This is a genomic window from Rahnella sp. BIGb0236, assembly GCF_004364755.1.
In the GTDB taxonomy this organism is placed as follows: Bacteria; Pseudomonadota; Gammaproteobacteria; order Enterobacterales; family Enterobacteriaceae; genus Rahnella; species Rahnella victoriana.
Window position 1 is genome coordinate 62,734 of record NZ_SOAO01000008.1, and the last position, 24,962, is coordinate 87,695.

Consider the following 24,962-nt stretch of genomic DNA (forward strand, 5'->3'; position numbering starts at 1 on the left):
GCACCGATGAACTACAACATTGCCGTATTTAACGGCCCGAACCTGAACCTGCTGGGCACCCGCGAACCGGAAACCTACGGCCACGACACGCTGGCAACCATTGAAAAGCTGTGCCGTCAGACCGGCGAAAGCTGCGGCGCAAAAATCGAGTTCTTTCAGACCAATCACGAAGGCGATCTGATTGACCGCATTCAGGCCTGCCGTGGCACGGTGGATGCCATTGTCCTCAATGCCGCGGCCTGGACGCACACCTCCGTCGCCCTCCGTGACGCGGTGACTGCCGTCAGCCTGCCGCTGTACGAAGTGCACATCACCAACGTGCACAAACGCGACGCCTTCCGTCACCACTCATTTCTCTCCGATGTTTCCGTCGGCGTGATCTGCGGGTTCGGTATTCAGGGCTACGAGTACGCGATCAGACAGGCAGTGGTGAATTTGAATAAGTGATTAACACCCTCAACTGCGCAGGGGATGGAGCAAAGGCAAAAGCCCGAAGTATGGCACAATCCGCTCCCTCCCCTGCGAAGGGGAGGGTTGGGGTGGGGTATTACAGTAAAATCAATAAGTTGACGTTTCCGCAGGCAGTGGTTTTGTCATTAAAACCCCCTCCCCGCCTCCCCCTTCGCAGGGGGAGGAGCTAAAGCAAAAGCCCAAAGTGTGGTTCAATCTGCTCCCTTCCCAGTGAAGGAGAGGAGCAAAGGCAAAACCCGGCGAGGGTATTATTGAGCGCACACCTTCCGAATTTCAGCCACCAGCGCGTGTGCGGCGGGTGACAGCAAACTCCCGGCACGGAATGTCAGGCCAATAGCGCGGTGCGTATCGGCCAGTTCCAGCGGCAGTTTCACCAGTTCACCGGATTCAAGTTCATGCTCGAGCTGACGCGCGGATACCGCCGCCAGCATGTCTGAACCGAGCAGCAAGCCGCGCACAATCCCCAAATCGCCGCTTTCCACCACCGGATCCGGCGGCGGCATATTCATCGCCGCAAAGCTGTTATCCAGCAGACGTCGGGCTGGCGTTTCCGCACGCGGCAGGACCCAGCGCGCTTCGCGCAGATGTTCCTGCGTGACGGTTTCTGCCAGCAGCGGATGGCCTTTTCGCGCCAGAATCACCATGCTTTCGGTAAACAACGTTTCGGTTGTCATGTCCGCCGCGTAATCGCTGGAACGCAGCGCGCCGAAAATAAAGTCCACTTCGCCGGATCGCAGTTCGGATGCCAGCGCACTGAAAGCACTTTCATTGGTCACCACTTTGACGCCGTTATACCGCTGCGTCAGGCCGATAATCGCCTGCGGCAGTAAGCGTGTGCGTCCGAGCGGCAACGCCCCGACCTGAACCGTACCTTCCAGCACGCCGCGACGGGCAGCAATATCCGCAGGAATATGACGCAGTTCGTTGAGCGCACGGCGCAGGTTCGGCACGATATCCTGCCCCGCCAGCGACGGCATCATGCCATGCGGTGTGCGCTCCAGCAGCGCGACACCGGCACCGTTTTCCAGCACCTTCAGCGCGGCACTGACCGCGGGCTGGCTAAGACCCAGCAGCGTGGCGACGGTTTGCATATGCCGCGTTTTGCACAGGGAGATAAAAATTTGCAGCCGCCGGACGTTAAACAGATACAAGGGTTCGGTATCGCCGCGCCGTTGCCCGCTTTTGCCCTGTAATTTCGCCAGCTGCGACGGGATCTGCCGCAGCTCGGCAATCGCCCGCCGTGCGCGGGGCAGCACGCATTTACCGAAATCCGTCAGCAACATGCCGTTGGCATGGCGCTCAAACAGCGGGACATCCAGAAACTGCTCCAGATCGCGGATCGCCCGCGTCACCGCCGACTGCGTGCGATAGAGTTCATCTGCCGCGCGCGACACACTCCCCTGATCGACCACCTGACAAAAAGCCCGTATTTGCATCAGGTTACTCAGCATCTCATCCTGCGCCATCCCCTTCTCCCTTCTGGTTTTTTTGCGTGACGTCTCCCCGCAATATAAATAAAACGCATACCCCGTGCAATCAAATGAATTACCCGCCGCAGGCTGAGGCTGACAGCATGGAACTCAGACATTTTGAGAACAAAAACCAAGGACATCTTCATGACTCAGCCAAAAAAAGAGAACGCCAAAAGTGCATTAGTCGTCAGTGCCCACTCCGCCGATTTCGTCTGGCGCGCGGGCGGTGCCATCGCCAAACATACACAGGCCGGTTATGCCGTGCACATCGTTTGCCTGTCATTTGGTGAACGCGGTGAATCCGCAAAATTGTGGCGCAAGGGCAACATGACCGAAGAGATTGTCAAAGCATCACGCCGTGAAGAAGCCATGGCGGCCGCAGAAATCCTGGGTGCCACTGTCGAGTTCTTCGATATTGGCGATTATCCGCTGCGTGCCGACAAAGAATCGCTGTTCCGTCTGGCGGACGTTTACCGCCGCGTGCAGCCGCATTTCGTGCTGACCCATTCTTTGAAAGACCCGTACAACTACGATCACCCGATGGCGACCCATCTGGCGCAGGAAGCCCGCATCATTGCGCAGGCGGAAGGTTACCGGCCGGGCGAAACTATCGTCGGCGCGCCGCCGGTTTACTGTTTTGAGCCGCATCAGCCGGAACAATGTGAGTGGAAACCCGACGTGCTGCTCGATATCACCGACGTCTGGGACAAAAAATATCAGGCCATTCAGTGCATGGCCGGTCAGGAACATTTGTGGGAATACTACACCCGCGTCGCCCAGCAGCGCGGCGTGCAGGCCAAACGTAATGTCGGGATCACCAGCACCAAAAATATCGTTTACGGCGAAGGCTATCAGAGCATCTTCCCGCGCGTAACGGAGGATTTAGCATGAGTCTGGTCGGCAAAAAAGGCGTCGTGGTTCGCCATATTCCACGGGCAGATAAAACCGACGTATCGGCGCTGGCGGCTTTTGGCGTGGCGACGGTGCATGAAGCGCAGGGGCGCAAAGGATTGCTGGATGCCGGTATCCGTCCGATCCAGCAGGATTGTGCGATTTCCGGCAGCGCCGTCACCGTGCTGACGGCACCGGGCGATAACTGGATGTTCCACGTCTCGGTGGAACAGTGTCAGCCGGGCGACATTCTGGTGGTCGCGCCGACCTCGCCGTGTTCCGACGGCTTCTTCGGTGATTTGCTGGCAACCTCGCTGAAAGCGCGCGGCGTGGTCGGGCTGGTGGCCGATCTCGGCGTGCGTGATACCAAAACGCTGCGCGATATGGGTTTCCGCGTCTGGTCACGGGCGGTTCATGCGCAGGGCACCATCAAGGAAACGCTCGGCTCCGTGAACGTGCCGGTGGTCTGTGCCGGACAGCTGGTGTATCCGGGCGATGCCATCGTGGCCGATGATGACGGCGTGGTGGTGGTACGCCGCGAAGAGGTGGCGCAGGTGGTCCAGGCCAGCCGCGAGCGGGAAGCGCTGGAAGAAGGTAAGCGGGCCAGAATGGCCGACGGCGAACTGGGGCTGGATATCTACAACATGCGCCCGCGTCTGGCAGAAAAAGGTCTGACGTATTTCGATTCGACCGAAGAACTGGAACAGGCCGAAAAACGCTGAGGAGCTGATATGCCACAGACCCGAATTCCCTGCCTGCTGATGCGCGGCGGCACCTCAAAAGGCGCGTTCTTTCTGGCGGATGATTTACCGCAAGACGACAATCTGCGCGACCGCGTGCTGCTGGCGGTGATGGGATCGCCTGATCCGCGCCAGATTGACGGCCTCGGTGGTGCCGATCCGCTGACCAGCAAGGTGGCGATTATCCGCCCTTCCGCCCGTGCGGATGCCGACGTCGATTATCTTTTCGCGCAGGTTAACGTCGATAACGCGGGGGTGGATTACGGGCAAAACTGCGGCAATATTCTGGCGGCTGTCGGTCCGTTCGCCCTCGAACGGCAATTAATCCGCCCGCAGGAAGGCATCACGCCGGTACGGATTTTTATGGAAAACACCGGTCAGATGGCGACGGCTTATGTGCCGGTGCAGGACGGTGAGGTGTGCTATCAGGGCGATTTACGCATTGATGGCGTACCGGGCACCGCCGCCAAAATCAGCGTGGAATTTGCCGATATCGCCGGTTCCAGTTGCGGCGCATTGCTGCCGACCGGCAATCCGCGCGATACCTTGGACGGCATCGGGGTGACCTGCATCGACAACGGCATGCCGGTGGTGTTGCTGCGCGCCGCCGATGTGGGCCGCAGCGGTTATGAAACCCGTGAACAACTTGATGCCGATACGGAACTGAAAAAACGCCTCGAATCCATTCGCTTGCAGGCCGGGCCAAAAATGAATCTCGGCGATGTCACGCAGCGCACTGTACCGAAAATGACGCTGATTGCCGAACCGCGAAACGGCGGTGCCATTTCCAGCCGGACATTCATTCCGCACCGCTGTCACGCCTCCATCGGCGTGCTGGGCGCGGTCAGTGTCGCCAGCGCCTGCCTGATCCCCGGCAGCATCACCGACGGGCTGGCACATACGCCTTCCGGCAATACGCCGTTACTCAGCGTCGAACATCCGACCGGCGAATTCAGCGTGGAATTACAACTCGATCCGACCCGGACCGGTGCAGAACGACTGGCAGGCTGCGCACTGTTACGCACCGCGCGGCTGATTTTTGATGGCCGTGTCGCCATCCCCGCCAGCGTCTGGAACGGACATCAGGACGATCAACAGGGATCTCATCATGAATAACATCACCCGCATTACCCTTATCGGCCTCGGCGAAGTGGGCACTATCCTCGCCACCGACCTTAAACAGCACCATCCGGCACTGGAGATTGTGGCGTTTGATAAGCAGACCGACAGCGACGTCATTCGCCAGCGCGCCCGCGCCGCCGGTGTCCGCTTTGCGGAGTCCGTGCAGGAAGCGACAGAGGGCAGTCTGATCATCTTTTCTGCTGTCACCGCCGCAGAATCCCTGAACGTCGCCACCGCCGTCGCGCAGCACATCGGCCCGCAGCAGTTGTTTCTCGATCTGAATTCGGTCTCGCCACACACCAAACGCGCCGCCATGGCAGAAATCGAACAGGCGGGCGGTAACTACATTGACGTCGCCGTGATGGCCCCCTATCCGCCTGCCCGACTGAAAACCCCGCTGTTGCTGGGTGGCATCCATGCCCGTGCCGTCAGCGAATGGCTTAACGAGCAGGGATTTAACAGCAAGGTTCACAGCAACGTGGTCGGCGAGGCGTCGGCGATCAAAATGTGTCGCAGCGTGATGATCAAAGGGCTGGAAGCGCTGACTGCCGAATGCCTGAGCGCGGCGCGTCAGTACGGCGTAGAAAATGAAGTGCTCGCCTCGCTGCACGCCAGCTTTCCGTCACTGGGCTGGGATGCGCAATTTCCGCATTACCTGATCAGCCGCATCGCCGAACACGGCAAACGCCGCGCCGAGGAAATGCGCGAAGTGGTGAAAACGCTGGAAGACGTCGGCGTCGCCCCGGATATGAGTTCCGGCACGGTGCTGGCCCAGCAAGGGCTGGTGGATGCGCTGGCCGCGAAGGGCCTCAGGTATTCGGATCTGGAGCCGTTTGACTGGGGGAAAACAGTGGATCTTTTACGAAAATAAGTTGTCCCTTGCTCACCTGACCGGAGGAGAAAACCGGTCAACTCCCTCCCCTGCGAAGGGGAGGGCCGGGGCGGGGTATTACAGAAAAATCAGAATGTTGAAGTTTGCTTTGGCACGTTTTTACCTGGCGGATACTTCAATAATCGTTTCGCCTTTCATACCCCCTCCCCGCCTCCCCCTTCGCAGGGGGAGGAGCAAAAACTATGCCCGCTCCGGCATAACCCGATGACATCTCGCGACCACCCCGCCTGCCCCGCAGACCAGTTCCTGCGGCATCTGGCAGCCGTCACCTGCCAGCGGGCAACGTTCGCGGAAATAACATCCCATCGGCAGGTTGCGGTTGCCGGGTAATTCACCTTTTTTATCCACGATCCCCTCATCAAGCTGACGTCCGGCGCGGGGCACAGAATCCAGCAGCAGACGGGTATAGGGATGTTGCGGTTCGGACAGGACTTTTTCCGCTGCGCCCAGCTCAACGATTTGCCCCAGATACATCACGGCCACGCGGTCACTCATGTGGCGCACAACAGACACGTTATGGGAGATCAGCACGAAGGTCAGGTTACGCTGGCGTTGCAGTTCTACCAGTAAATTGAGGATTTGCGCCTGCACCGAGATATCCAGCGCCGAGGTCGGTTCATCCAGCACGATGATGTCCGGTTCGGAAGACAAGGCGCGGGCGATGGAAATACGCTGGCGCTGACCGCCGGAGAATTCATGTGGCAGACGGTCAAGGTATTCTTTGCGGATCCCCACCTGTTCCGCCAGCGTCGCAGCCAGTTCGCGGCGTTCGCGGCTGCTGTTGTGTTTCTGCACAAACACCGGTTCGGTGATGATTCGCCAGACCGGCAGACGCGGATCCAGCGACGACTGCGGATCCTGAAACACCATTTGCATGCCTGAACCGAACCAGGAATTGTCATGCCGCGCGCGGTGCACTTCTCCGCTGCTCGGCTTCTGTAAGCCCATCAGCAACTGCGCCAGCGTACTTTTCCCGCAACCGGATTCCCCGACAATGCCTAACGTTTCGCCGCGAATAATATTCAGATCCAACCCGTTCAGCGCGTGCACATAACTGGTCGGTTTACCGCGCCAGTTATAGCTTGCGGGGAAGCGGACGCGCACATCCTGCAGTTCAACCAGGGCTTCTGCCATCATCAGGAATGCTCCTCAATACGTTGAATGTGGATCTCACCGGCATGGCGTTGCGGATGCCAGCAGGCCACCGATTGCTGCGGGAAATGCGGCAGCGGGGCCAGCGCCGGTGTCTGTATGCACTGGTCATCGGCATGATGGCAACGCCCGCGAAACGCACAACCCTGCGGCAGTTTTGCCAGATTCGGCACCGTGCCGGGAATGGCTTTCAGCAGGCTGCGCGGCTCGCCGTTCTCCGGCGCGGCCTGTAATAATCCGATGGAATACGGATGCGACGGCGTGTCGATCACATCCGTCGTATTGCCGCTTTCAATCACATGCCCGGCGTACATCACGTACACCCGGTCGCACAGCTGGGACACCACCGCCATGTCATGCGTGATAAATAAAACGGCGGTGCCGCTGGCCCGGGCCTTGCGCTGGAGTAAACGCAGCACCTGACGCTGCACGGTGACATCCAGCGCCGTGGTCGGTTCGTCGGCGATAATCAGTTCCGGTTCACAGGAAAACGCCATGGCGATCAGGACGCGCTGACGCATACCGCCGGACAGTTCGAACGGATAGCGCGACATCACCTGCTCCGCATCGGCGATCTGCATGTCCTGCAACAGGCCGATGGCTTTTTGCCATGCCTGCGCCTTGTTCAGTTTCTGATGCAGACAGATGACTTCACACATCTGACGGCCAATTTTGCGCGTCGGATTCAGGGCATTCATCGGCTCCTGAAAAATCATCGCCACACGCGCGCCGCGCAGGCTACGCATCTGGTCTTCCGTGGCGTTAACCACGTCGGTGCCGAGCAGCCGTAACGCGCCGCCGGTCACGGTAAACCCGTCGGGCGGCAACAGACGCATCGCCATCATGGCCGTGACCGATTTGCCCGAGCCGGATTCGCCGACCACGCCGACGATTTCTCCGGCGCTGACGGTCAGCGACACCTGATTCAGCGCCTTCACTTCACCGCCGTACACCGGAAAGACCAGTTGCAGATGGTCGATTTCCAGTACCGGCGCAGGGGTTTGCTCCGTCATCTCAGCGCCCTCTGCTTTTCGGATCCAGCAGGTCGCGCAGACCGTCGCCGAACAGGTTAAAACCGGTGGCGGTGATCAGAATCGCCACGCCGGGAAAGGCGGAATACCACCATTGATCGAGAATGTAATTGCGGCCGTTGGACACCATCGCGCCCCACTCGGCGGTCGGTTGTTGCGCGCCAAGGCCGATAAAACCTAAGGTCGCGGCCATCAGAATCGACGTACCGATGTCCAGCGACGCCTGCACCACCAGCGGCGGCATCACATTACGCAGTACGTGCCAGGTGATGAGATGCCAGCGGGATGCGCCGAACGTCCGCGTAGCCTGCATATAAGCCTGATGACGCAGCATCAGCGTCTGGCCGCGCGCCAGCCGGACATAAAACGGAATGCGCACCACGGCAATGGCCAGCATGGCGTTAAACAGGCTCGGCCCGAGCGCGGCGGCCAGCGCCATCGTTAAGACCAGCGACGGCACCGACAGCATGATATCCATGCAGCGCATAATCAGGGCGTCGACCATCCCGCCGACCACGCCGGAAAAGCAGCCGAGCAGCGAACCTATCGTCCCCGCGATGATCACCACCGCCAGCCCGGCGGCCACGGATTGCTGGCTGCCAATCAGCACGCGGCTGAACAGATCCCGTCCGACTTCATCGGTACCAAACCAGTGCAGCGCGGAAGGTGCCTGCAGGCGGTCGGTCAGGTTGATGGCGTTCGGATCGTGCGGCACCAGCCACGGCGAAAAGATCATGATGAAAAGCACGATCAACATGATCGCCAGCCCCAGCAGGGTCAGCGGGCTGCGGCTCAGTAAATGGAAGGTGCGCCGCCCGTTGGCGAAACGCGGTTTGACGTCCGGGGCCACGATGTCGGCCCGATGATTATTGACGCCCGGTTCGATCACAGACATGCCTCACCCCTCACGGCCAATGCGCGGATCGATCCACACATACAGTAAATCCACACATAAATTAACGATGACGTAAGCGAACGACACCACCACCGCAAACCCCATCACCGCCGGAAAATCCAGCGCCTGAATGGAGTTCACCACGTACGCGCCCATGCCCGGCCAGGCAAAGACGGTTTCGGTCAGCACCGCGCCGTAAAGTAAGTCGCCCATCGCCAGCCCGAGCACGGTGACCGACGGGATCAGCGCATTCGGCAAGGCGTGACTCAGGATCACCCGCCAGCGCGACAACCCGTTAGCCCGCGCCGTACGGATATAGTCTTCATTCAGTTGCTCGAGCATTGCCGAGCGGATCTGTCGCGCCACAATGCCCATATGCACAAACGCCAGGGTCAGCGCAGGCATCGCCAGATGTTGCAGGCTGTTCCAGAAGGCCTCCCAATTACCGGTCAGCAGGGAATCGAGGACGTAAAAACCGGTGATATTGGCCGGCGGATCCATCCAGTCATCCAGTCTTCCGCCGCCCGGCAGCAGGTTCAGATGGCCGTAGAACAGAATGATGACGCCCAGCCCCAGCCAGAACGCCGGGGTGGAAATGCCCAGTACGGAAAGCAGACGCACCAGATGATCCGGGAATTTATTGCGATACACCGCCGACAGCACGCCCAGCGGAATGCCGAACACAATCGCCAGACACAGCGCGCTGACCGCCAGTTCTAATGTCGCCGGGAAGAAGGCTTTCAGGTCTTCCAGCACCGGACGCCCGGTACGGATTGACGTGCCCAAATCGCCGTGCAGCAAATCACTGACATAACGGAAAAACTGCACGTACAGCGGCTGATTCAGCCCCAGTTGTTCACGGATATGTTCGACCATTTCATTGCTTGCACGATCGCCCGCCAGCAACCGCGCCGGGTCGCCGGGGATCATATGCGAGATGATAAAAGTGATAACGCAAACGCCCGCCATCACCAGAATCAAACCCCAGCAGCGTTGTCGGATCAAAGTCCAAAAAGTCATAGTGTTTTTCCCCGTAAACCCCTTTAATTTCGAAAAGGGGTTTCGCGAATGATGTTGCTGTTTTACTTATGCATTTGCCCCACGTTAAACACCTGCTCCAGCATCGGGTTAAAGACGAAACCTTTGACGTCTTTGTTCATCGCCACCTGATAGTTTTTCTGGAACAGATACACATACGCCGCCTCGTCGATGACGATTTTCTGCGCCTGCTGGTAGTAGTCGGTGCGCTGTTTCTGATCGGTGACTGACACGGCTTTTTTCAGCAACGCATCCACGTCCGGGTTGGAGTAGAAGGAACGGTTACCCGGCAGCCCTTTCTTATCGGACTCGAACCAGTAGTTCATAAACATGTACGGGTCGGCGAAGTCCGGGCTCCAGTTCCCGATGGAAATGTCGTAATCGCCCTGCCCGATACGGTCGCGCATGGTGGCGTTAGCCAGTTTTTCCAGCTTCACGTTGATCCCGGCCTGACCGAGACTGGCCTGCACGGAAAGCGCGATGGATTCCCAGTTCGGATCGTTATCGGAATAGAGGAAATCCAGCGTCTGTGGTTTGTCTTTGACCTTTTCCAGATCGGCTTTGGCTTGCGTCAGATCCAGACTGTATTGTTTCGCCGTCGGGTCGAAGCCCCACATGCCGTCCGGGATCGGCCCGCGCATCTGTTTGGCGTTACCGCCGAGAATGCCTTTCACCATGCCCTGATAATCCACGGCAGAGGAGATCGCGCGGCGTAAATCCACCTGATTCATCGGCGCTTTAGCATTGTTGAGATACAGATAGGTCACGCGCAGCGACGGGAATTCTTCCACCGCCACTTTGTCTTCTTTTTTCAGCGCGGCCAGCTGATCCATCGGCAGGGAATCGGCGATATCCAGATCCCCGCGCGACAGTTGCAGGCGGCGGCTGGCGCTCTCACCGATAATTTTCACCGTCACGCGTTTGAACGCAGGTTTCGCGCCGCTGTAATGCGGATTCGGCACCAGCACCAGTTGCTGCCCTTTCTGCCAGCGATCCAGCTTATACGGGCCGGAACCGGCGGTATGCCCTGCCAGCCACGCCTTGCCTTCATCGGCCGGGTTGGCCTTGGCAATTGCCGGGTTGACGATGCCTGCGCCGTCATTCGCCAGCGTGTAAAGGAAAGGCGCGAACGGCGTTTTCAGCGTGAACGTCACGGTCATCGGATCCACCACCGTCACGGTCATGTCTTTTGGAAAGGCTTCCGACGGCCCCTGACCGATCTTCATCAGGCGGTCAAATGACCATTTCACCGCATCGGCATTCACCTCCGTGCCGTCATCAAATTTCGCGCCCGGTTTGAGTTTGAACGTCCACACCAGCTGATCCTGCGAGGCTGTCCAGCTTGCCGCCAGGTCGCCTTCCACCTGCGTCGAGCCTTTGCCGTCTTCTGTTTTGTACTGCACCAGACGCTGGTACGCCGGATACGTGACCGTCCAGTCGTTGTTATCAATGGTCACTGCCGGATCCAGCGTTTGCGGATCCGCCGCTTTACCGATCACCAGCATGTCTTTCGGCACGGCCGCCTGCGCCGCAACACTCAGGCCAGACAAGGCAAGTAAAAGGGCACCGGCGATCTGTGTTTTGGTATTTTTGCGGAACGTGTTAATTGCTGTGTTGCTCATCGGAGAACTCCTGGCTCTGTCAAAAAAGGGATAAGAGACGTGCAATGATTACGCGGCACTGACCGGCGGATAACAGCCGAACCGCTCTTCCAACAACGGATACGTTTTGGCATCCGGTAATTCGAAGTGCCACCACTCGCTGGTGATACCTTTAAAGCCGCCCGCCGCCATCACGGCATTGAGCAACAAGCGGTTACGCTGAATGTGTGGCGGTAAATCGGGATAAAACGGATGCGACACCTCGGTCATTTCATCAAAGCCCGCGCCCATATCCACCACCTCACCCTGTTCATCTATCAGGGTGAGATCGACGGCCACGCCGCGGCTGTGATGGGATCCGAGTTTGATATCCACCACATAATCCGGATTCGGGAATGCCGCCCACAGACAGGCCTGCGCCGCCTGCGGCCGGTAAGCGTCATAAATTTTCAGCCCGAACCCGGCCAGTTTTGCCACCTCGTGACAGCGAGCCAGCGCCGACGCCGCATCGGGATGCAGCAGGCAGCGTGATTCGCGGTAAATAGGCTGACCGGTCAGGTTATCTGCCGTGGCGTATTTCAGGTCGATCACGGCATCCGGCAGAAGCTCAGCCAGATCCGTCAGCGCGATGTCAGGTGTTTTCGTATTGATGGTCATGATGGATATCTTTCCGTTCCTGTCTTTGCAGTGAAATTACGATTCAAATTGCCCAAGCTGTTTTTGCAGTACCCGGTTGTTGGCCAGCCGCTGTTCCACTTCGTTACCGCGCAGTTCGAGCACCGCCGAACACAGCAGATTGAACAGGCAGCTGAGCGGCGCCATCGAGTCCCAGAACTGGCCGGTGTCGGTTTTTACCTGCAACAGATCCACCGGATAATCGCGCGCCCAGGGGCAATAAATGTCAGTGATCAGCGCCACGTTCAGGCCGCGCTCGCAGGCCGCTTCACAATAGGTTTGCGCCATTTTTGAATAGGCGCGGGTGTCAGTGACCACCAGATACGGCTGCGCAAATTCTGAGTTGAGGGATTCCACATAAGTGCCGGAAAGCCCGTCGGCGAAATACACTTTTGGCCGCAAGTATTCGAGATAACTGGAGAAATTATTGGCAATGCCGCGCACCGACTGTATGCCGAGGATAAACACCGCTTCCGCATCGGCCAGACGGCGGCTGACCTGCGCAAAGCTGTCAGTCTGTGCGAGCTGGTAAACGTGACTGATGGCTTCCAGTTCGAGCGCCAGCGACTGCTGTAGTTTTTCCTGCTGCGGCTGTTTGCTGCGTTCGCGGTAAGCGCCAAGACGATCGGTCACCACCCACGGCTGATAGGAGGTGCCGCTTTGCAGACGCAGCGTTTGCTTGAAGTGATCCAGATTGCGATAGCCCAGACTGCGCAGATAGCGGCCGACTGAAATCCCGCTGGTCGCGGCACTGCGCGCAATGCTGTCCGCCGTTTCAAACGGGATCTGCGCCAGATTCGCCAGCAGATAACCGGCGATGCGTTTGCCCGTTGGCGTCTGACCGGCAAACGAGGCTTCGATCTGTGAAATCACATCCTGAGCAGGCTGCATCGGTTAACCTCTTGTTGCTTCATTGTCAAAAAACTAGCTGCTGTTAGTAAAATAACAATGCACGGGGTGTGCCAATTCCGGGAAATGAGTGAAATTTGTGCAGCAGATCTGAGTTTGTGACGGATTTATGGCGCAGGAAGGTCAAAAGCCGGGCGTAATATTTCCCCGCGCGGGTTTTCCCGATAACCGCTGCACAACAATCAGGCAACTTATGTGTGCTTTTAGTGCAGCATCGGGAGATACCACGCCGGTGAGGAGAAGTAAAAGCCGAGGTTTTAATCACTTTGCCTTAATAGTCAACAGGTTGGATATTAAGGAAACAGTCAGACAACTTTTTTCCTTAACCCTTTGACATGCCACGGGGCAGTCGCTATTATTCGCCCCGTTCACACGATTCCTCTGTAGTTCAGTCGGTAGAACGGCGGACTGTTAATCCGTATGTCACTGGTTCGAGTCCAGTCAGAGGAGCCAAATTAGAAAAGCCCGCTTCAGGAAACTGAAGCGGGCTTTTTGCTTTTCTTGCATCGTGGCGATTATTTATAGGATTCAGGTTCAACGAATTAGCATGAAAAACCGTCCCGGTGTACGACACTTCACCGCCCCCCCCTTAAATGAATACCCCAGCCGTTGAATCGCCCTGATGGCTATCATCAGGGAACGGAATTCACCCGGCTCGCTGTTTCTCTCACGTCAGGCTTATCATTTTCATTCTCTGCTCCAGATGAGGTCTATGAATTCTATTCATAGCGCCTATCTAAGCAGCGCAATTATCTTTCACTGCAACTTCGTTAATCTGGGTCTGTTGTGTGAATACGCAAGCGGAAAGTGGCTACAGCTGATGGACATACCCCGGCCTGTACGCCCGGGGCATCACCGGGGGCTGACTAAATATTCTTATCGAAGAAGACGTCCAGTTTTTGCATTGCCTGGTCTACATATTTAGGTACCCAATACGTCTCGATATGGGTAGCGCCCTCGATCAGGAAGAGTTCTTTGTTCTTCGTCCCGGTTGCTTTCGCGAACGCATCTTCGGTCATATAGAGCGTATCCGCTTTTGTACCGGCAATCATCAGCAGCGGTTTATTGATGAGATTGATATGGTCCGTCACGTCAAAGTTCATCAAATCTAACAGACTGCTGGTGGTGTATTTGAACGTGGAGTTCGGGTGCGCGTGGGTTTTCCAGTAGTACTCGTAGCCCTGGCGATACAAGGCAAAAGGTAATTTAGCAATCTGTTCATCCGTCAGGTTGGCATCGCCGGAGTAAAGCACTTCTCCTCCGGCGGCTTCCTGAGCACGTGCGTCAGAAGCCTGCTGAAGACGCTGCTGGAGAGTATCCAGCTGTGAATCCTGCATACCGTTGCGGCGCACAAGCCCGGAGTTAAACATGCTGATGGTTGCTATCGATTTGAACCGTTTGTCCGTCTCGGCGGCAACCAGTGAATACCCGCCGCCACCGCAAATACCCAGCAGACCAAGGCGTGCGGTATCCACTCCAGGATACTGGCTGATGTAGTCAGCCATGCCGTGAACATCCTCAATACGGTTAGCCGGTTTATCCACGCTGCGAGGCATACCACCGCTGGCACCCTGGTAAGCTGCATCAGCGGTAATCGTGATGTAGCCCTGCTCTGCGAGACGCTGGGCATACAAACCCGCGACCTGCTCTTTTACGCCGCCATTAGGATGTGCAACCACCACGGCAGGGTATTTTTTGGCGGGATCGTAGTCAGCAGGGGTATAGACATTCGCCGCAATCTGGATGCCATGCAGATCGTATTTCACCGGATGAATGTTGACCTTGCCTTTGACGTTCTCAGTAACGGCACCGTCATAGACGAGTGTGAATGGATTTTTTTTGTAATCAGCCGCATTGACTGAGGTGGCTCCGGCCATTGCCGTGATTAGCATTGCACTGATAAGCGTAAATTTCATGGTCTCTCCCGATGAGTGTTGGCCTGGTTATGCAGGCTCGCGGAATCAAATTTGCAGGCTCAGAGTAGGCAGAGAGGGCTGTCAGCATCGTGACGGGGAAATAACATTTTCGTCAGGAAAGGGACTGCGATGGGTAAGTGTTTCTGACAACGCTGTCAGGTAACGGTCAGCTTTATGTTGGCAATCAGGAGGCAGAATGACCCAACAATGCCAGCACGACGCAAGCTGTTAGTCGCCGGGGCGGGTACCCGCTCACTGGATGCCATCACTATCCAGGGTCAACGTCTGCCGGATGCCGTGCAGGTTTATTCCGATGTTGAAGCACCGATGAAAAGTTAAGAGGAAGTCCCGTTATGCGCCTGTTGTTAGTCGAAGATGAAGAAAAAACGTCAACCTATCTCAACCGTGCGTTGAGTGAGTCCGGATTTACGGTAGATGTTTCTGCAGATGGCGCTGAAGGTCTTCATTACGCGCTGGAGTTCGACTACGACGCGATAATCCTGGATGTCATGCTGCCGGGGATGGATGGCTACCGGGTTCTTGAGGGGGTGCGGGCTGTCAAACAGACGCCGGTGCTGATGCTCTCTGCACGGGGATCGGTCGATGAGCGCGTCAAAGGGCTGCGCCTTGGCGCGGATGATTATCTTCCCAAGCCCTTTTCGCTTATTGAACTGGTGGCGCGCATTCAGGCACTGGTGCGCCGCCGCGCTACGGATGGCGCGGACATCACCCAGTTGCAAATTCACGATCTGCACCTCGACTTACTGGCTCGCCGCGTTTTTCGCGCCGGAACGCGACTGGAACTGACCGCAAAAGAGTTTTCCCTGCTGAGTCTTATGTCCCGTCATCAGGGTGAGATTCTGTCAAAGATGATGATTGCTGAGCAGATATGGGACATGAATTTTGACAGCGATGCCAATGTGGTTGAAGTCGCCATTAAACGTCTGCGAGCCAAAGTGGATGCCCCGTTCGATATCAAACTACTGCATACCGTCCGTGGCATGGGTTATGTCCTCGAAGTCCGGTCCGAATAAATGAAGGGGATAAGCATGCCTGAGCGTTCCATCTCCGTTCATCTGGCGCTGATGTTTGCCTTATCCGCGCTGCTGATTGTATCCGTTATCGGCATCCTGCTCAGAAGCTCCTTACATGACTCTTTGCAAAAGCAGATGCATAACGAACTGCTGTTCCGGGAATCATTAATGAGTCCGTGGATCACCGCACGAACCTCGGCGGACGGCTGGTCACAGCTTGCCAATAAATTCACTGTGTTAACCAATTCTGAAGGTGAGCGCGTTCGCTACTGGATAGTGAGCGATAACCCGCGTTTTAGCATGGGGGGAACGCCACCCGTGGGTGTTCAGTGGTCTTCTTTGCAGGAAGGCTTTAATAAAATGCCCGGCGCATCGGAAGGTGCATGTTCGCTGTTCCTGTTAGTGAAAACCATCCCTGCCAATGGTGAAAGACCTGAGCTGCGCTATGTGGTTGCCATCGACTCCACGCCGTACATGGGCACACTGAATGCCTTCACCCGGACGCTGCTAATCATAGCCGCACTGGGAGTCGTGATTGTCGCCTTGCTGGGATACATCGTATCAAGGATCGGTCTTCGTCCCGTTGGAGCACTCAGTAAAGAGGCCGAACATCTCGCTCCCGGGGATCATGGTCAGCGCCTGAATACCCGCGCGTTGCCTGAAGAATTGCAGCAGTTAGCCTCATCATTTAACGGCGTATTGGAACGTCAGGAAATCGCCTGGCGTCAGCTCGAAAGCTTTAACGCCGATGTTGCGCATGAACTCCGTACTCCGCTGACAAACCTTATCGGTCAGACGCAACTGGGTCTCTCACGCCGGCGTTCGCATGAAGAACTGGAAGAGTTACTGGGTTCCAATCTCGAGGAGCTTGAGCGTATGACGTCAATCGTAAACGACATGCTGTTCCTGTCTCATGCTCATGCAGGTGAACATGCTTCCCAGCTTACGCAGGTTTCCCTGCGGGAAGAAACCCTGAAAACAGCGGAGTATGTGGAACCCTCTTTTGCGGAAAAACAGCTTTCTCTGGATGTGGAGGGGGATGTCACCGCGCACATCGACCGGCGGCTGTTCCACCGCTCACTGGCTAATTTACTGGAAAACAGCGCAAGACATTCACCCTCCGGCAGCAGGGTAACGGTGCGGTTAAGCGAAAAAGGTCATCAGGCCTGTGTTGAAGTTTCAAACCCTGGCGATCCGATATCGCCAGAGCACTTACACCGGCTTTTCGAGCGGTTCTATCGCGTTGACACCTCCCGGGCCAGGAGTGATACCCATCATGGGCTGGGCCTGTCGATCGTGCGTGCCGTCGCCATTATGCACCGGGGAGATGTCTTTGCCCGTAGCGAAGCTGGCATCAATACATTTGGCCTCACCTTTGCAATACAAGCGGATAAAGCGGCGGGCAATGCTCAATCCGGCGCTGAGCCGGGACCCGGTTTAACTGACAGAATTGTCAGGGGGGCGTCAGCCTGACGTCATCACCCCCCCGATAAAATCATCGCAGGCAATCCCCTCTTCATTGATAAGGACGCTTTGCATGATCGGACATTTACGTTACCTCGGGCTGTTACTGCCCCTCTTCACCTTTTCATCACGGGCAGCGGAGCAAAATCCCGCTGTCCATATCGCCCCCGCAGGAAGTCAGAATGCGGTGTACGGACCAGCCGAGAACTTTACCGGTCGCGTCCGGGTTGATCCGCTCTTCAAGCCGGATAACGACATCAGTGTTTCCGGGGCTTATGTCACCTTTGAACCCGGTGCCCGCTCCGCCTGGCATACGCATCCGGCAGGTCAGCGGCTGATTGTGACCTCGGGTATCGGGCTGACCCAACAAGAAGGCCAGCCGGTGCAGGTTATCCGCGCGGGTGATGTTGTCTCTTGCCCGGCGGGCGTCAAACACTGGCACGGGGCGGCACCCGGCAGCGCGATGACGCATCTGGCGATAACCGGGATTGTGGATGGCAAAAGCGTTAACTGGATGGAGAAAGTGACAGATGAACAATACCACGCCCATTAAAGCATTAGCGGCAGCAGTGCTGCTGACCTTTGGTTCTGGTCTCGCGGCACATGCTGCACCCGTCAATAAAGGAGCCTCAGAAATGAACCACGAACAAACCGTTTCAGATACGCTGTCAGCCCGCCAACAGGCCATCCCGTTGATTGCGGCATCGATGGCCAGCAGTCAGATGGATAAGCTGAATGCAGCCCTGAATCAGGGTCTTGATGCAGGACTCACCATAAACGAAACCAAAGAGGTTCTCGTCCAGCTTTATGCCTACACGGGCTTCCCCCGTAGCCTGAATGCGCTTAGTGAACTGATGAAGGTCGTCGAAGCACGTAAACAACGTGGCATCGACGACGTTGAGGGCAAAGAACCGGTCGCCCCAATCCCTGTCGGGGATGAGCTTCGCCGTGTCGGTACTGCAAACCAGACAAAAATCTCAGGCGCTCCCGTTCAGGGCCCGCTGTTTGATTTTGCCCCGGTCATTAATCAGTTCCTGCAAACGCACCTGTTCGGCGACATTTTCGCCCGCGATAACCTCGACTGGCAAAGCCGCGAGCTGGCAACGGTTGGCGCATTAGCGGCCACGCCAGGCGTTGAAGCCCAGCTGTTATCGCATACGCGAGCCAGCATGCGGGTCGGCCTGACGGCAGCGCAGCTGCGCCAGCTGGCACAGGTTCTGCGTGAACATGGCGAAAATGATGCAGCAACGCGAGCTGAAAAGGCGCTGCAACAGGCGCTCGCAAACAATTAGGAGTTGGGTATGGAGCATGATCCTAACCGCAGAATGTTAATCACCGCACTTGCCGGGCTCACGCTGGCGAACGTTTCTCTGGCATCAGCAGCCACCGGAACCGCAAACGTGCAGGGTAAAAGCCGTGTTCTGGTGGCGTACTTTTCCCGCAGCGGAAATACACGGGTGATTGCGGGCGTCATTCACCGTAGCCTGAACACCGATCTGTTTGAAATCGAACCGGCTGCGCCTTATCCGGAAGACTATTTTCAGACCGTTGAACAGGCGAAAAATGAGCGTGAGCGGGGAGTAAAACCCGCATTGAAAAATAGCGTCGCAGATATCTCCCGCTATGAGACCCTGTATTTAGGCTTTCCCATCTGGGGGACCAGCGTGCCGCCTGTAGTGCAAACGTTTCTCAGCAGCCACAACCTTGCGGGCAAATTACTCATCCCCTTTATTACTCACGGTGGCTACGGTAAAGGAGACAGCGACGACATCCTTGCCAGCCTCGCCCCCACTGCGCGCAGGGAAAAACCGCTGGTCATTGAATGCGACCAGGAGCGAAGAACCACTGAAACAGTCACCAGTTGGTTAGAGACAATACGCAGTTAATCGTCCGCATTCATGAATCTGCCAAATAAGGGCAATCAGGGGTGCTAAATAATTAACGCTGACAACTCAGATATGATTGAACGGCACACATAACAGAGGATGTAATCTTGAAGACAATCTTAAAAACGCTGGCCATCTGCGTAATGGCGGGTGGTCTGGTGGCTCAGTCGGTATACGCCGGGCCGCTGGTCATTCAGGAACAGGGAAGCTTTTCTGCTGGTGGCACTATCATCACCGCACCAGGAACATTTGACGCGAAAAAGCCGCTGGATTCTGCCGGACAAACCTACCATGGCGATCATGCGTCTGTGTTCTACCAAATCCCGGAGAATCCGCATAAATACCCTATCGTCATGCTGCACGGCGCAGGTCAGTTCTCCCGTACCTGGGAAAGCACGCCGGATGGTCGCGAAGGGTTCCGGAACATATTCCTGCGTCGCGGGTTCTCAACTTATCTTGTCGATCAGCCACGCCGGGGCAGCGCCGGGCGCACGACTGTAGAAGGTACTGTTTCGCCAAAACCGGATGAACAGATGTGGTTTAATCAGTTCCGCGTTGGCGTGTGGCCAGAGTATTTTAAGGGCGTTCAGTTCTCTCACGACAAAGAAGCGCTGAATCAGTATTTCCGTCAGATGACCCCGAATACCGGGCCGTTTGATATCAATGTTATCTCTGATGCGATGTCCGCCGTCGTGGATAAATCCGGCCCCGCTATCCTCTTCACCCACTCTCAGGGTGGCGGACCAGGCTGGTATACGGCGATGAAAAATGACAAGGTCAAAGCCATTGTCGCCTTCGAGCCAGGCAGCAGCTTTGTCTTCCCCGAAAAAGAACTCCCTGCCCCTATGCCAAGCGCGTTCGACACGCTGAAGGGTGAGCCTGTGCCAATGGCGCAGTTTATGGCACTGACCAAAATCCCGATTCTGATCATTTACGGCGATAACATTCCGGATAAACCTGTCGCCATGCCCGCGCAGGACAGCTGGCGCGTACGTCTGGCGATGGCTCGTGAGTGGCGTGATGTGGTGAACAAGCATGGCGGGGATGTGACGGTGACGCATCTGCCAGAAGTGGGAATAAAAGGGAATACCCACTTCCCGTTCTCTGATTTAAATAATGTGCAGATTGCTGATTTAGTGAGTCAGTTTTTGAAAGAGAAAAATCTGCAGTAGGACGAAATAGTATTGAGCCTTCATTATTGAGGGCTTAATACAAACATCAGCTTTTATCAAAAAAATAAAATGAGAACGTGACGGTCAGTTTTGAGCGAAAAGCGGAAGTTCGCAATTGATACTTACATCAAGGTAACTTAAGTTATGGGTAGCAGGTCAAATCACTATTAAGTAGTGTTTGTCTTTAAATTGGCCACCGACACTCTCTGACTATTGACGGTGATTTTCGTGCTTAAATTAAACATACCAGCTACTTATTTACCTACTATACTCATGATGTTGTTTACTTGATTAGCAACACACCATCAACCATCAGGAGATATTAAATGAAGAAACTTGTGCTTGGTCTTATTACAATAACCCTATCATTCAGCGTATTCTCAGCAGAACTAATGTCAAAAGTAGAGTTTGAAAAGGTGAAACAAAACTATGTTAAAGTTGGTGACATTTAATTTTTAACCTCAGCAAATACCTCGAATAAAATTTCTGGCCCCGCAATTGTTTATAAGAAAAAGTAGTATGCAAAAAGTTTAAATTGCTTCAATAAACCCAAACCTCGAAAAAGTCTACCTCATGTCCCGATGCCCTGAAATCGCCACAGGCTCAATTGCGCGATCAAAAACTGATTGCCATGCCGATACCGTAACCCGTGGTGTTATTTCCGAACATGTAGCGTGCGACCACGCGTGTACGGCTGATTACAATATCATACTTGCTGCTGTCGAGTTCCAACCCAAGGCCTAACGAATTTAAGCTATCAAAACCCAACTGGCCTCTTTGATTTCCCAGGTATTCTGTGCGTGCACCTTCCATTACATACCGTACCGGTTTATCCAATAGCGTCCAGTCGGCTATTGGTGCTCTACGGCGCAAATATAGCCCGATATTTTCCGCGTCGGCGTTGCCGCTGACAACGTCCGAGCTGGTGGCGAAACTTTGCAAATGTTGATAGGAATAGCGTAATTCCAGGTCAATATCCTGGGTCTTGGAGAACAGTTCGTAGTCCAGCATCAGTGCTCCGCCCAACCCGTAGGCATTAAGGCGTCCACCGTCGAGGAAGTCGTACTCGCCGCCCCTTTGGCGTTCAAGCACCCGGGCGCCGATGCGTAAATCGCTCGCCACTGTACCTAACGAAAAGTTAGCGATGGGGCGTAATACCAGGTTACCCCCCAATTTATCTTTGAGAAGCCGGATGTCCCAGCCAATGCCCCCGGTGGCCGTCACGCTGTTCCATTTGACCGGGATATTACGACTCTCGCTGCCATTGGAGACAACAAACTGGGGATCGTATCGACTATATCCCAGAACTCCTTCCAGATAGATGGGGACCTTTTCACTCAACGTAGCTCCGCCACCCATCTGAGTGAGAGAGAGCGCCGTACTCTCGTTGGATGTATTGCGGATATTGAGGTCGCTGGCGGTGATATCAGGCACCACCGTATAAGTCATTAGTGAAAGAACCGCATTGGCCCGTTTCTTGATCAGGTCCCCACCGGAGGAAAAAGTCTTCGCGCTTCCCAGCAATAGTATTAATAAGATAACCATTTTGAACTGATAAATTGCGAACCGTATCACCATACTTGGCTCCATTAAAACCCTTTGCTGGTGGAATATAGTTATATTATATGTTTTCTCTTTAAATGAGCGCTGAGAAAGCACTATAAAAACCAGCCCATCGTAAATAAAACAGCTCTAATTTCATGGATTTAAATCTAAACACTCTGTAAACATTCAGTATAGTGTATTAATGCGCATAAAAAAAAGGCAGCAATGCCATTTAACGTCTATTATTTACTCAACACCACTTATTGAGGTTCCAGGCCGCTATGTTCCTGAATTATTTTGCATTGGGTGTCCTTATTGTCGTCTTCCTCGTTATCTTCTATGGAATTATTATTCTTCATGATATTCCCTATCTCATTGCCAAATCCAGAAACCATCCTCATGCTGATGCTATCCACGTGGCCGGCTGGGTGAGTTTATTTACGCTACATGTTATTTGGCCGTTTTTATGGATATGGGCCACATTGTATCGTCCCGAACGCGGATGGGGCATGCAAACTCAGGAAGCTTCCTTGACCCAGTTGCAGCGACGGGTCACGGAATTAGAACAAAAAATGGTAAACACCAACATTCCTCCATTGGAGTAACACCATGGATTTACTCATTATCCTGACTTATGTCGCCTTTGCGTGGGCAATATTTAAGATTTTCAGAATACCGGTAAATAAATGGACAATACCCACTGCGGCCTTAGGTGGCGTTTTTTTAATTGGCGCGCTCATTTTATTGATGAATTACAACCATCCCTATACAGATTTGGCGCAGAAAGCAGTTATTTCAATTCCTATTACTCCTCAGGTAACGGGTATTGTTAGCGAGGTAACCAATAAACAAAATACGTTAATGAAAAAAGGAGACCTTCTTTTCAGGATCGACCCAGCCCGCTTTCAGGCTCGTGTTGATAAATTACAAGCTGATCTGGTGACGGCTATTCACAATAATCAAGTCCTCAAGGGACAATTAGAGGGCGCTATCGCTAACACATCTCGCGTCAGTGCCGAACGCGATCGTTTATATAAAGACTACCAACGTTACCTTACCGGGAGCAAAGCGCGTGTAAACCCTTTTTCTGAAAGCGATATTGATAATGCCCGGCAAAACTACCTGGCTCAGGATGCGCTTGTGAAAGGATCGGTTGCCGAGCAGTCACAGATTCGAAGTCAGTTAGACAGTGTGCTGAACGGGGAGCAATCGCAAATAGTGAGTATCAGAGCTCAGCTGGCAGAAGCTAAATATAATCTTGAGCAAACCGTCGTTCGGGCTCCGAGTAACGGTTATGTCACTCAGGTATTGATTCGACCGGGAACGTATGCAGCTTCCCTTCCCCTGCGCCCGGTAATGATATTTATTCCTCAGCAAAAAAGGCAAATCATAGCTCAGTTCAGACAAAACTCGCTGCTACGACTGGAGGCTGGCGATGAGGCTGAAGTTGTATTCAACGCACTCCCTGGGCAAGTATTTTCTGGAAAATTAACCAGTATTCTTCCCGTAGTACCAGGAGGGGCATATCAGGCTCAGGGTGCCCTTCAGTCACTGAGTAACGTCGCGGGCAGCGACAGCGTGATTGCCATCATTGAACTGGCGCCAAACAATGAAATTGACGTTTTGCCTGATGGTATTTACGCACAAGTGGCCGTGTACTCAGACCATTTCGCCCATGTTTCAGTGATGCGTAAAGTACTGCTGCGTATGACCAGTTGGATGCACTACCTCTATCTGGATCATTAGTGAAATGGTCGATAAAAGTTGGCCACTTCATGAGGTGGCCATTTAAAACCCCTGTAGGTCCGCTGTTGGCACAAAGCCGACCATCCCCCCCTCAAAAATTAATGAACTCATCTAATAAGCCCTAGCTAATTACCCCATCTAATCGAATAAATTACTTTACGTTATGCTTTTCCTACACAACAGCTGAAGGATAACGTCATGCAAACTGTAAAACTGAACAACGGTATTGAAATGCCCCTGCTGGGCTTTGGTGTCTTCCAGATGACGGATGCTGCCGAATGCGAAAAAGCCGTTATTGATGCCATCGATACGGGATACCGCCTGATCGATACCGCCGCGTCTTACCAGAATGAAACCCAGGTCGGGAACGCACTGAAACAAAGCGGTATCGCCCGTAACGAACTCTTTGTAACGACCAAGCTATGGCTGCAGGATACAAATTATGAGGGCGCTAAAGCACAGTTCGAACGCTCCCTGAACCGACTGCAACTTGATTATGTCGACCTGTACCTGATTCACCAGCCTTACGGCGATGTCCACGGGGCATGGCGAGCTATGGAAGAACTGCAACAGGCAGGCAAAATTCGCGCCATTGGTGTCAGCAACTTCCATCCTGACCGGTTGGCCGACCTTATCGCCTTCAACAACATTGCCCCTGCGGTGAACCAGATTGAAGTTAATCCCTTCAACCAGCAGCTGCATGCCGTTCCATGGAACCAAAGCCGTGGTATTCAGCCGGAAGCCTGGGCACCGTTTGCAGAAGGTAAAAATGGTCTGTTCCAGCACCCCGTGTTAACGGCAATTGGTCAGAAGTACGGCAAAAGCGTGGGCCAGGTGGTACTGCGTTGGATCTTCCAGCGAGGCATCGTTTCACTGGCCAAATCGGTGCGAAAAGAACGCATGGAAGAGAATATCAACATTCTCGATTTTGAACTCAGCGCTGAAGATATGCTGCAAATTGCCGCCCTCGACACCGCAACCAGCGCCTTCTTCTCTCACCGCAACCCGGCGATGGTGGAATGGCTGACTGGCCGCAAACTTGATGTTTAAGTTGCGGTAAAAGCGGCATTTTTTCAATGCAAAAGCTTTTTTAGGTCAATCTGAGGAAAGGTTTTAACTTCGGCTATACCAGACTTAGCGCGGCATGCTCCCCGGCTTTTGTGGGGGCAACGCTTCGTGTCGTGCGGGTCAGAAGGCGGATATTCAGCCTTTCCTCTAGTGCCTTCATCGCCTGGCTGAGTTCAGACGGAGAAACACCCAGTTTGGGTTCATTTCAGTTCGATTGCACTGCCGCATCCGGAAAAATACCC

Annotated in this window: 25 protein-coding genes, 1 tRNA gene and 2 pseudogenes; 17 read left to right on the forward strand and 11 right to left on the reverse strand. The window is 54.8% G+C overall.

From position 1 onward, the window contains the following. Positions 1 to 6 precede the first annotated feature (6 nt). Entirely contained in the window at positions 7 to 447 is a 441-nt protein-coding gene (gene aroQ, locus EDF78_RS16595) for a type II 3-dehydroquinate dehydratase (protein ID WP_095921620.1), read from the forward strand. A gap of 272 nt (positions 448 to 719) precedes the next feature. Here the strand turns inward: aroQ and EDF78_RS16600 are convergent, their stop codons facing one another. Then, the gene (locus EDF78_RS16600) at positions 720 to 1,937 is read right to left on the reverse strand and encodes a LysR family transcriptional regulator (RefSeq protein WP_095921619.1); all 1,218 of its coding nucleotides are present in this window, start codon (positions 1,935 to 1,937) and stop codon (positions 720 to 722) included. Between the two features lie 150 nt (positions 1,938 to 2,087). Here EDF78_RS16600 and galB point away from each other — a divergent pair, with 150 nt between their 5' ends. The 4 genes from galB to EDF78_RS16620 are packed head-to-tail and all read left to right on the forward strand — an operon-like array spanning position 2,088 to position 5,567. Next, the gene (gene galB, locus EDF78_RS16605; protein ID WP_133823514.1) at positions 2,088 to 2,834 is read left to right on the forward strand and encodes a 4-oxalmesaconate hydratase; all 747 of its coding nucleotides are present in this window, start codon (positions 2,088 to 2,090) and stop codon (positions 2,832 to 2,834) included. Next, positions 2,831 to 3,556, forward strand: a complete 726-nt coding sequence (locus EDF78_RS16610; RefSeq protein ID WP_119827390.1) for a 4-carboxy-4-hydroxy-2-oxoadipate aldolase/oxaloacetate decarboxylase — start codon at positions 2,831 to 2,833, stop codon at positions 3,554 to 3,556. The genes galB and EDF78_RS16610 overlap by 4 nt, the downstream gene beginning before the upstream one ends. 9 nt (positions 3,557 to 3,565) lie before the next feature. After that, a complete protein-coding gene (locus EDF78_RS16615) occupies positions 3,566 to 4,690 on the forward strand; it encodes a 4-oxalomesaconate tautomerase (RefSeq protein ID WP_133823515.1) in 1,125 nt (374 codons plus the stop codon). Continuing rightward, positions 4,683 to 5,567, forward strand: a complete 885-nt coding sequence (locus EDF78_RS16620; protein ID WP_119827394.1) for a DUF1932 domain-containing protein — start codon at positions 4,683 to 4,685, stop codon at positions 5,565 to 5,567. The genes EDF78_RS16615 and EDF78_RS16620 overlap by 8 nt, the downstream gene beginning before the upstream one ends. A gap of 201 nt (positions 5,568 to 5,768) precedes the next feature. On the opposite strand, the gene EDF78_RS16625 is transcribed toward EDF78_RS16620, so the two are convergent. The 7 genes from EDF78_RS16625 to EDF78_RS16655 form a co-directional block, all read right to left on the reverse strand. Further along, positions 5,769 to 6,725, reverse strand: coding sequence for an ABC transporter ATP-binding protein (locus tag EDF78_RS16625; protein WP_095921614.1), 957 nt, complete (start codon positions 6,723 to 6,725; stop codon positions 5,769 to 5,771). Continuing rightward, complete coding sequence (locus EDF78_RS16630; RefSeq protein ID WP_095921613.1) at positions 6,725 to 7,753, reverse strand: ABC transporter ATP-binding protein; 1,029 nt, start codon at positions 7,751 to 7,753, stop codon at positions 6,725 to 6,727. Before EDF78_RS16630 ends, EDF78_RS16625 begins: the two co-directional genes overlap by 1 nt. 1 nt (position 7,754) lies before the next feature. Next, on the reverse strand, positions 7,755 to 8,666 hold the full coding sequence (gene ddpC / locus EDF78_RS16635) for a D,D-dipeptide ABC transporter permease (protein ID WP_162928571.1): 912 nt from the start codon (positions 8,664 to 8,666) through the stop codon (positions 7,755 to 7,757). Between the two features lie 3 nt (positions 8,667 to 8,669). Further along, positions 8,670 to 9,686, reverse strand: coding sequence for an ABC transporter permease (locus EDF78_RS16640; protein ID WP_095921612.1), 1,017 nt, complete (start codon positions 9,684 to 9,686; stop codon positions 8,670 to 8,672). A 62-nt stretch (positions 9,687 to 9,748) separates the two neighbouring features. Continuing rightward, on the reverse strand, positions 9,749 to 11,326 hold the full coding sequence (locus EDF78_RS16645) for an ABC transporter substrate-binding protein (protein ID WP_133823516.1): 1,578 nt from the start codon (positions 11,324 to 11,326) through the stop codon (positions 9,749 to 9,751). A gap of 48 nt (positions 11,327 to 11,374) precedes the next feature. Next, positions 11,375 to 11,962 (reverse strand): D-alanyl-D-alanine dipeptidase, encoded by a 588-nt coding sequence (ddpX, locus tag EDF78_RS16650; protein ID WP_208294485.1) that lies wholly within the window; start codon positions 11,960 to 11,962, stop codon positions 11,375 to 11,377. Between the two features lie 36 nt (positions 11,963 to 11,998). Continuing rightward, on the reverse strand, positions 11,999 to 12,871 hold the full coding sequence (locus EDF78_RS16655; RefSeq protein ID WP_119823046.1) for a MurR/RpiR family transcriptional regulator: 873 nt from the start codon (positions 12,869 to 12,871) through the stop codon (positions 11,999 to 12,001). 395 nt (positions 12,872 to 13,266) lie between these two features. Here EDF78_RS16655 and EDF78_RS16660 point away from each other — a divergent pair. Next, positions 13,267 to 13,342 (forward strand) — tRNA-Asn (locus EDF78_RS16660). Positions 13,343 to 13,755: 413 nt separating this feature from the next. Here EDF78_RS16660 and EDF78_RS16665 read toward each other — a convergent pair. Next, the gene (locus EDF78_RS16665) at positions 13,756 to 14,805 is read right to left on the reverse strand and encodes an alpha/beta hydrolase (RefSeq protein WP_133823517.1); all 1,050 of its coding nucleotides are present in this window, start codon (positions 14,803 to 14,805) and stop codon (positions 13,756 to 13,758) included. 207 nt (positions 14,806 to 15,012) lie between these two features. On the opposite strand from EDF78_RS16665, the gene EDF78_RS25980 reads away from it, so the two are divergent. The 8 genes and pseudogenes from EDF78_RS25980 (at position 15,013) to EDF78_RS16700 (ending at position 20,879) form a co-directional block, all read left to right on the forward strand. Then, the gene (locus tag EDF78_RS25980; RefSeq protein WP_267890962.1) at positions 15,013 to 15,144 is read left to right on the forward strand and encodes a hypothetical protein; all 132 of its coding nucleotides are present in this window, start codon (positions 15,013 to 15,015) and stop codon (positions 15,142 to 15,144) included. Between the two features lie 14 nt (positions 15,145 to 15,158). Beyond that, the gene (locus EDF78_RS16670) at positions 15,159 to 15,839 is read left to right on the forward strand and encodes a heavy metal response regulator transcription factor (protein ID WP_095921607.1); all 681 of its coding nucleotides are present in this window, start codon (positions 15,159 to 15,161) and stop codon (positions 15,837 to 15,839) included. Positions 15,840 to 15,854: 15 nt separating this feature from the next. Further along, positions 15,855 to 17,312, forward strand: coding sequence for a heavy metal sensor histidine kinase (locus tag EDF78_RS16675; protein ID WP_133823518.1), 1,458 nt, complete (start codon positions 15,855 to 15,857; stop codon positions 17,310 to 17,312). Positions 17,313 to 17,376: 64 nt separating this feature from the next. Continuing rightward, positions 17,377 to 17,856, forward strand: a complete 480-nt coding sequence (locus EDF78_RS16680) for a cupin domain-containing protein (protein WP_133823519.1) — start codon at positions 17,377 to 17,379, stop codon at positions 17,854 to 17,856. Continuing rightward, positions 17,834 to 18,595: a carboxymuconolactone decarboxylase family protein gene (locus tag EDF78_RS16685; protein ID WP_133823520.1), complete on the forward strand. Its 762-nt coding sequence runs from the start codon at positions 17,834 to 17,836 to the stop codon at positions 18,593 to 18,595. The genes EDF78_RS16680 and EDF78_RS16685 overlap by 23 nt, the downstream gene beginning before the upstream one ends. A 9-nt stretch (positions 18,596 to 18,604) precedes the next feature. After that, positions 18,605 to 19,189 (forward strand): flavodoxin, encoded by a 585-nt coding sequence (locus EDF78_RS16690; RefSeq protein ID WP_133823521.1) that lies wholly within the window; start codon positions 18,605 to 18,607, stop codon positions 19,187 to 19,189. Between the two features lie 107 nt (positions 19,190 to 19,296). Further along, positions 19,297 to 20,361 carry an alpha/beta fold hydrolase gene (locus EDF78_RS16695; RefSeq protein WP_133823522.1) on the forward strand — a complete coding sequence of 355 codons (1,065 nt, stop codon included), beginning with the start codon at positions 19,297 to 19,299 and terminating at the stop codon, positions 20,359 to 20,361. Positions 20,362 to 20,687: 326 nt separating this feature from the next. Further along, positions 20,688 to 20,879: pseudogene (locus EDF78_RS16700) on the forward strand (hypothetical protein). Between the two features lie 97 nt (positions 20,880 to 20,976). Here EDF78_RS16700 and EDF78_RS16705 read toward each other — a convergent pair. Continuing rightward, positions 20,977 to 21,939 (reverse strand): hypothetical protein, encoded by a 963-nt coding sequence (locus EDF78_RS16705; protein WP_119823867.1) that lies wholly within the window; start codon positions 21,937 to 21,939, stop codon positions 20,977 to 20,979. A gap of 248 nt (positions 21,940 to 22,187) precedes the next feature. On the opposite strand from EDF78_RS16705, the gene EDF78_RS16710 reads away from it, so the two are divergent. The 3 genes from EDF78_RS16710 to EDF78_RS16720 all read left to right on the forward strand — a co-directional run bounded on the left by EDF78_RS16710 (position 22,188) and on the right by EDF78_RS16720 (position 24,702). Beyond that, positions 22,188 to 22,511 carry a DUF3302 domain-containing protein gene (locus EDF78_RS16710; RefSeq protein ID WP_095925587.1) on the forward strand — a complete coding sequence of 108 codons (324 nt, stop codon included), beginning with the start codon at positions 22,188 to 22,190 and terminating at the stop codon, positions 22,509 to 22,511. Between the two features lie 4 nt (positions 22,512 to 22,515). Continuing rightward, positions 22,516 to 23,652 (forward strand): HlyD family secretion protein, encoded by a 1,137-nt coding sequence (locus EDF78_RS16715; protein WP_119823863.1) that lies wholly within the window; start codon positions 22,516 to 22,518, stop codon positions 23,650 to 23,652. Between the two features lie 198 nt (positions 23,653 to 23,850). Beyond that, complete coding sequence (locus EDF78_RS16720) at positions 23,851 to 24,702, forward strand: aldo/keto reductase (RefSeq protein ID WP_095921598.1); 852 nt, start codon at positions 23,851 to 23,853, stop codon at positions 24,700 to 24,702. Between the two features lie 76 nt (positions 24,703 to 24,778). On the opposite strand, the pseudogene EDF78_RS16725 reads toward EDF78_RS16720, so the two are convergent. Continuing rightward, positions 24,779 to 24,916 (reverse strand): annotated as a pseudogene (locus tag EDF78_RS16725) (LysR family transcriptional regulator); the annotation flags it as partial. Between the last annotated feature and the right edge of the window lie 46 nt (positions 24,917 to 24,962).

What these genes read in the sequence shown, in the direction of transcription:
- EDF78_RS16610 (WP_119827390.1), top strand. Translation starts at nt 2,831, where the DNA reads ATGAGTCTGGTCGGCAAAAAAGGCGTCGTGGTTCGCCATATTCCACGG.
- EDF78_RS16630 (WP_095921613.1), bottom strand. Translation starts at nt 7,753, where the DNA reads ATGACGGAGCAAACCCCTGCGCCGGTACTGGAAATCGACCATCTGCAA.
- EDF78_RS16665 (WP_133823517.1), bottom strand. Translation starts at nt 14,805, where the DNA reads ATGAAATTTACGCTTATCAGTGCAATGCTAATCACGGCAATGGCCGGA.
- EDF78_RS16715 (WP_119823863.1), top strand. Translation starts at nt 22,516, where the DNA reads ATGGATTTACTCATTATCCTGACTTATGTCGCCTTTGCGTGGGCAATA.
- EDF78_RS16600 (WP_095921619.1), bottom strand. Translation starts at nt 1,937, where the DNA reads ATGGCGCAGGATGAGATGCTGAGTAACCTGATGCAAATACGGGCTTTT.
- EDF78_RS16710 (WP_095925587.1), top strand. Translation starts at nt 22,188, where the DNA reads ATGTTCCTGAATTATTTTGCATTGGGTGTCCTTATTGTCGTCTTCCTC.
- EDF78_RS16675 (WP_133823518.1), top strand. Translation starts at nt 15,855, where the DNA reads ATGCCTGAGCGTTCCATCTCCGTTCATCTGGCGCTGATGTTTGCCTTA.
- EDF78_RS16690 (WP_133823521.1), top strand. Translation starts at nt 18,605, where the DNA reads ATGGAGCATGATCCTAACCGCAGAATGTTAATCACCGCACTTGCCGGG.
- EDF78_RS16705 (WP_119823867.1), bottom strand. Translation starts at nt 21,939, where the DNA reads ATGGTGATACGGTTCGCAATTTATCAGTTCAAAATGGTTATCTTATTA.
- EDF78_RS16670 (WP_095921607.1), top strand. Translation starts at nt 15,159, where the DNA reads ATGCGCCTGTTGTTAGTCGAAGATGAAGAAAAAACGTCAACCTATCTC.
- EDF78_RS16645 (WP_133823516.1), bottom strand. Translation starts at nt 11,326, where the DNA reads ATGAGCAACACAGCAATTAACACGTTCCGCAAAAATACCAAAACACAG.
- EDF78_RS16620 (WP_119827394.1), top strand. Translation starts at nt 4,683, where the DNA reads ATGAATAACATCACCCGCATTACCCTTATCGGCCTCGGCGAAGTGGGC.
- galB (WP_133823514.1), top strand. Translation starts at nt 2,088, where the DNA reads ATGACTCAGCCAAAAAAAGAGAACGCCAAAAGTGCATTAGTCGTCAGT.
- EDF78_RS16625 (WP_095921614.1), bottom strand. Translation starts at nt 6,725, where the DNA reads ATGATGGCAGAAGCCCTGGTTGAACTGCAGGATGTGCGCGTCCGCTTC.
- EDF78_RS25980 (WP_267890962.1), top strand. Translation starts at nt 15,013, where the DNA reads ATGCCAGCACGACGCAAGCTGTTAGTCGCCGGGGCGGGTACCCGCTCA.
- EDF78_RS16615 (WP_133823515.1), top strand. Translation starts at nt 3,566, where the DNA reads ATGCCACAGACCCGAATTCCCTGCCTGCTGATGCGCGGCGGCACCTCA.
- EDF78_RS16640 (WP_095921612.1), bottom strand. Translation starts at nt 9,686, where the DNA reads ATGACTTTTTGGACTTTGATCCGACAACGCTGCTGGGGTTTGATTCTG.
- EDF78_RS16655 (WP_119823046.1), bottom strand. Translation starts at nt 12,871, where the DNA reads ATGCAGCCTGCTCAGGATGTGATTTCACAGATCGAAGCCTCGTTTGCC.
- EDF78_RS16685 (WP_133823520.1), top strand. Translation starts at nt 17,834, where the DNA reads ATGAACAATACCACGCCCATTAAAGCATTAGCGGCAGCAGTGCTGCTG.
- EDF78_RS16680 (WP_133823519.1), top strand. Translation starts at nt 17,377, where the DNA reads ATGATCGGACATTTACGTTACCTCGGGCTGTTACTGCCCCTCTTCACC.
- ddpX (WP_208294485.1), bottom strand. Translation starts at nt 11,962, where the DNA reads ATGACCATCAATACGAAAACACCTGACATCGCGCTGACGGATCTGGCT.
- EDF78_RS16720 (WP_095921598.1), top strand. Translation starts at nt 23,851, where the DNA reads ATGCAAACTGTAAAACTGAACAACGGTATTGAAATGCCCCTGCTGGGC.
- aroQ (WP_095921620.1), top strand. Translation starts at nt 7, where the DNA reads ATGAACTACAACATTGCCGTATTTAACGGCCCGAACCTGAACCTGCTG.
- ddpC (WP_162928571.1), bottom strand. Translation starts at nt 8,666, where the DNA reads ATGTCTGTGATCGAACCGGGCGTCAATAATCATCGGGCCGACATCGTG.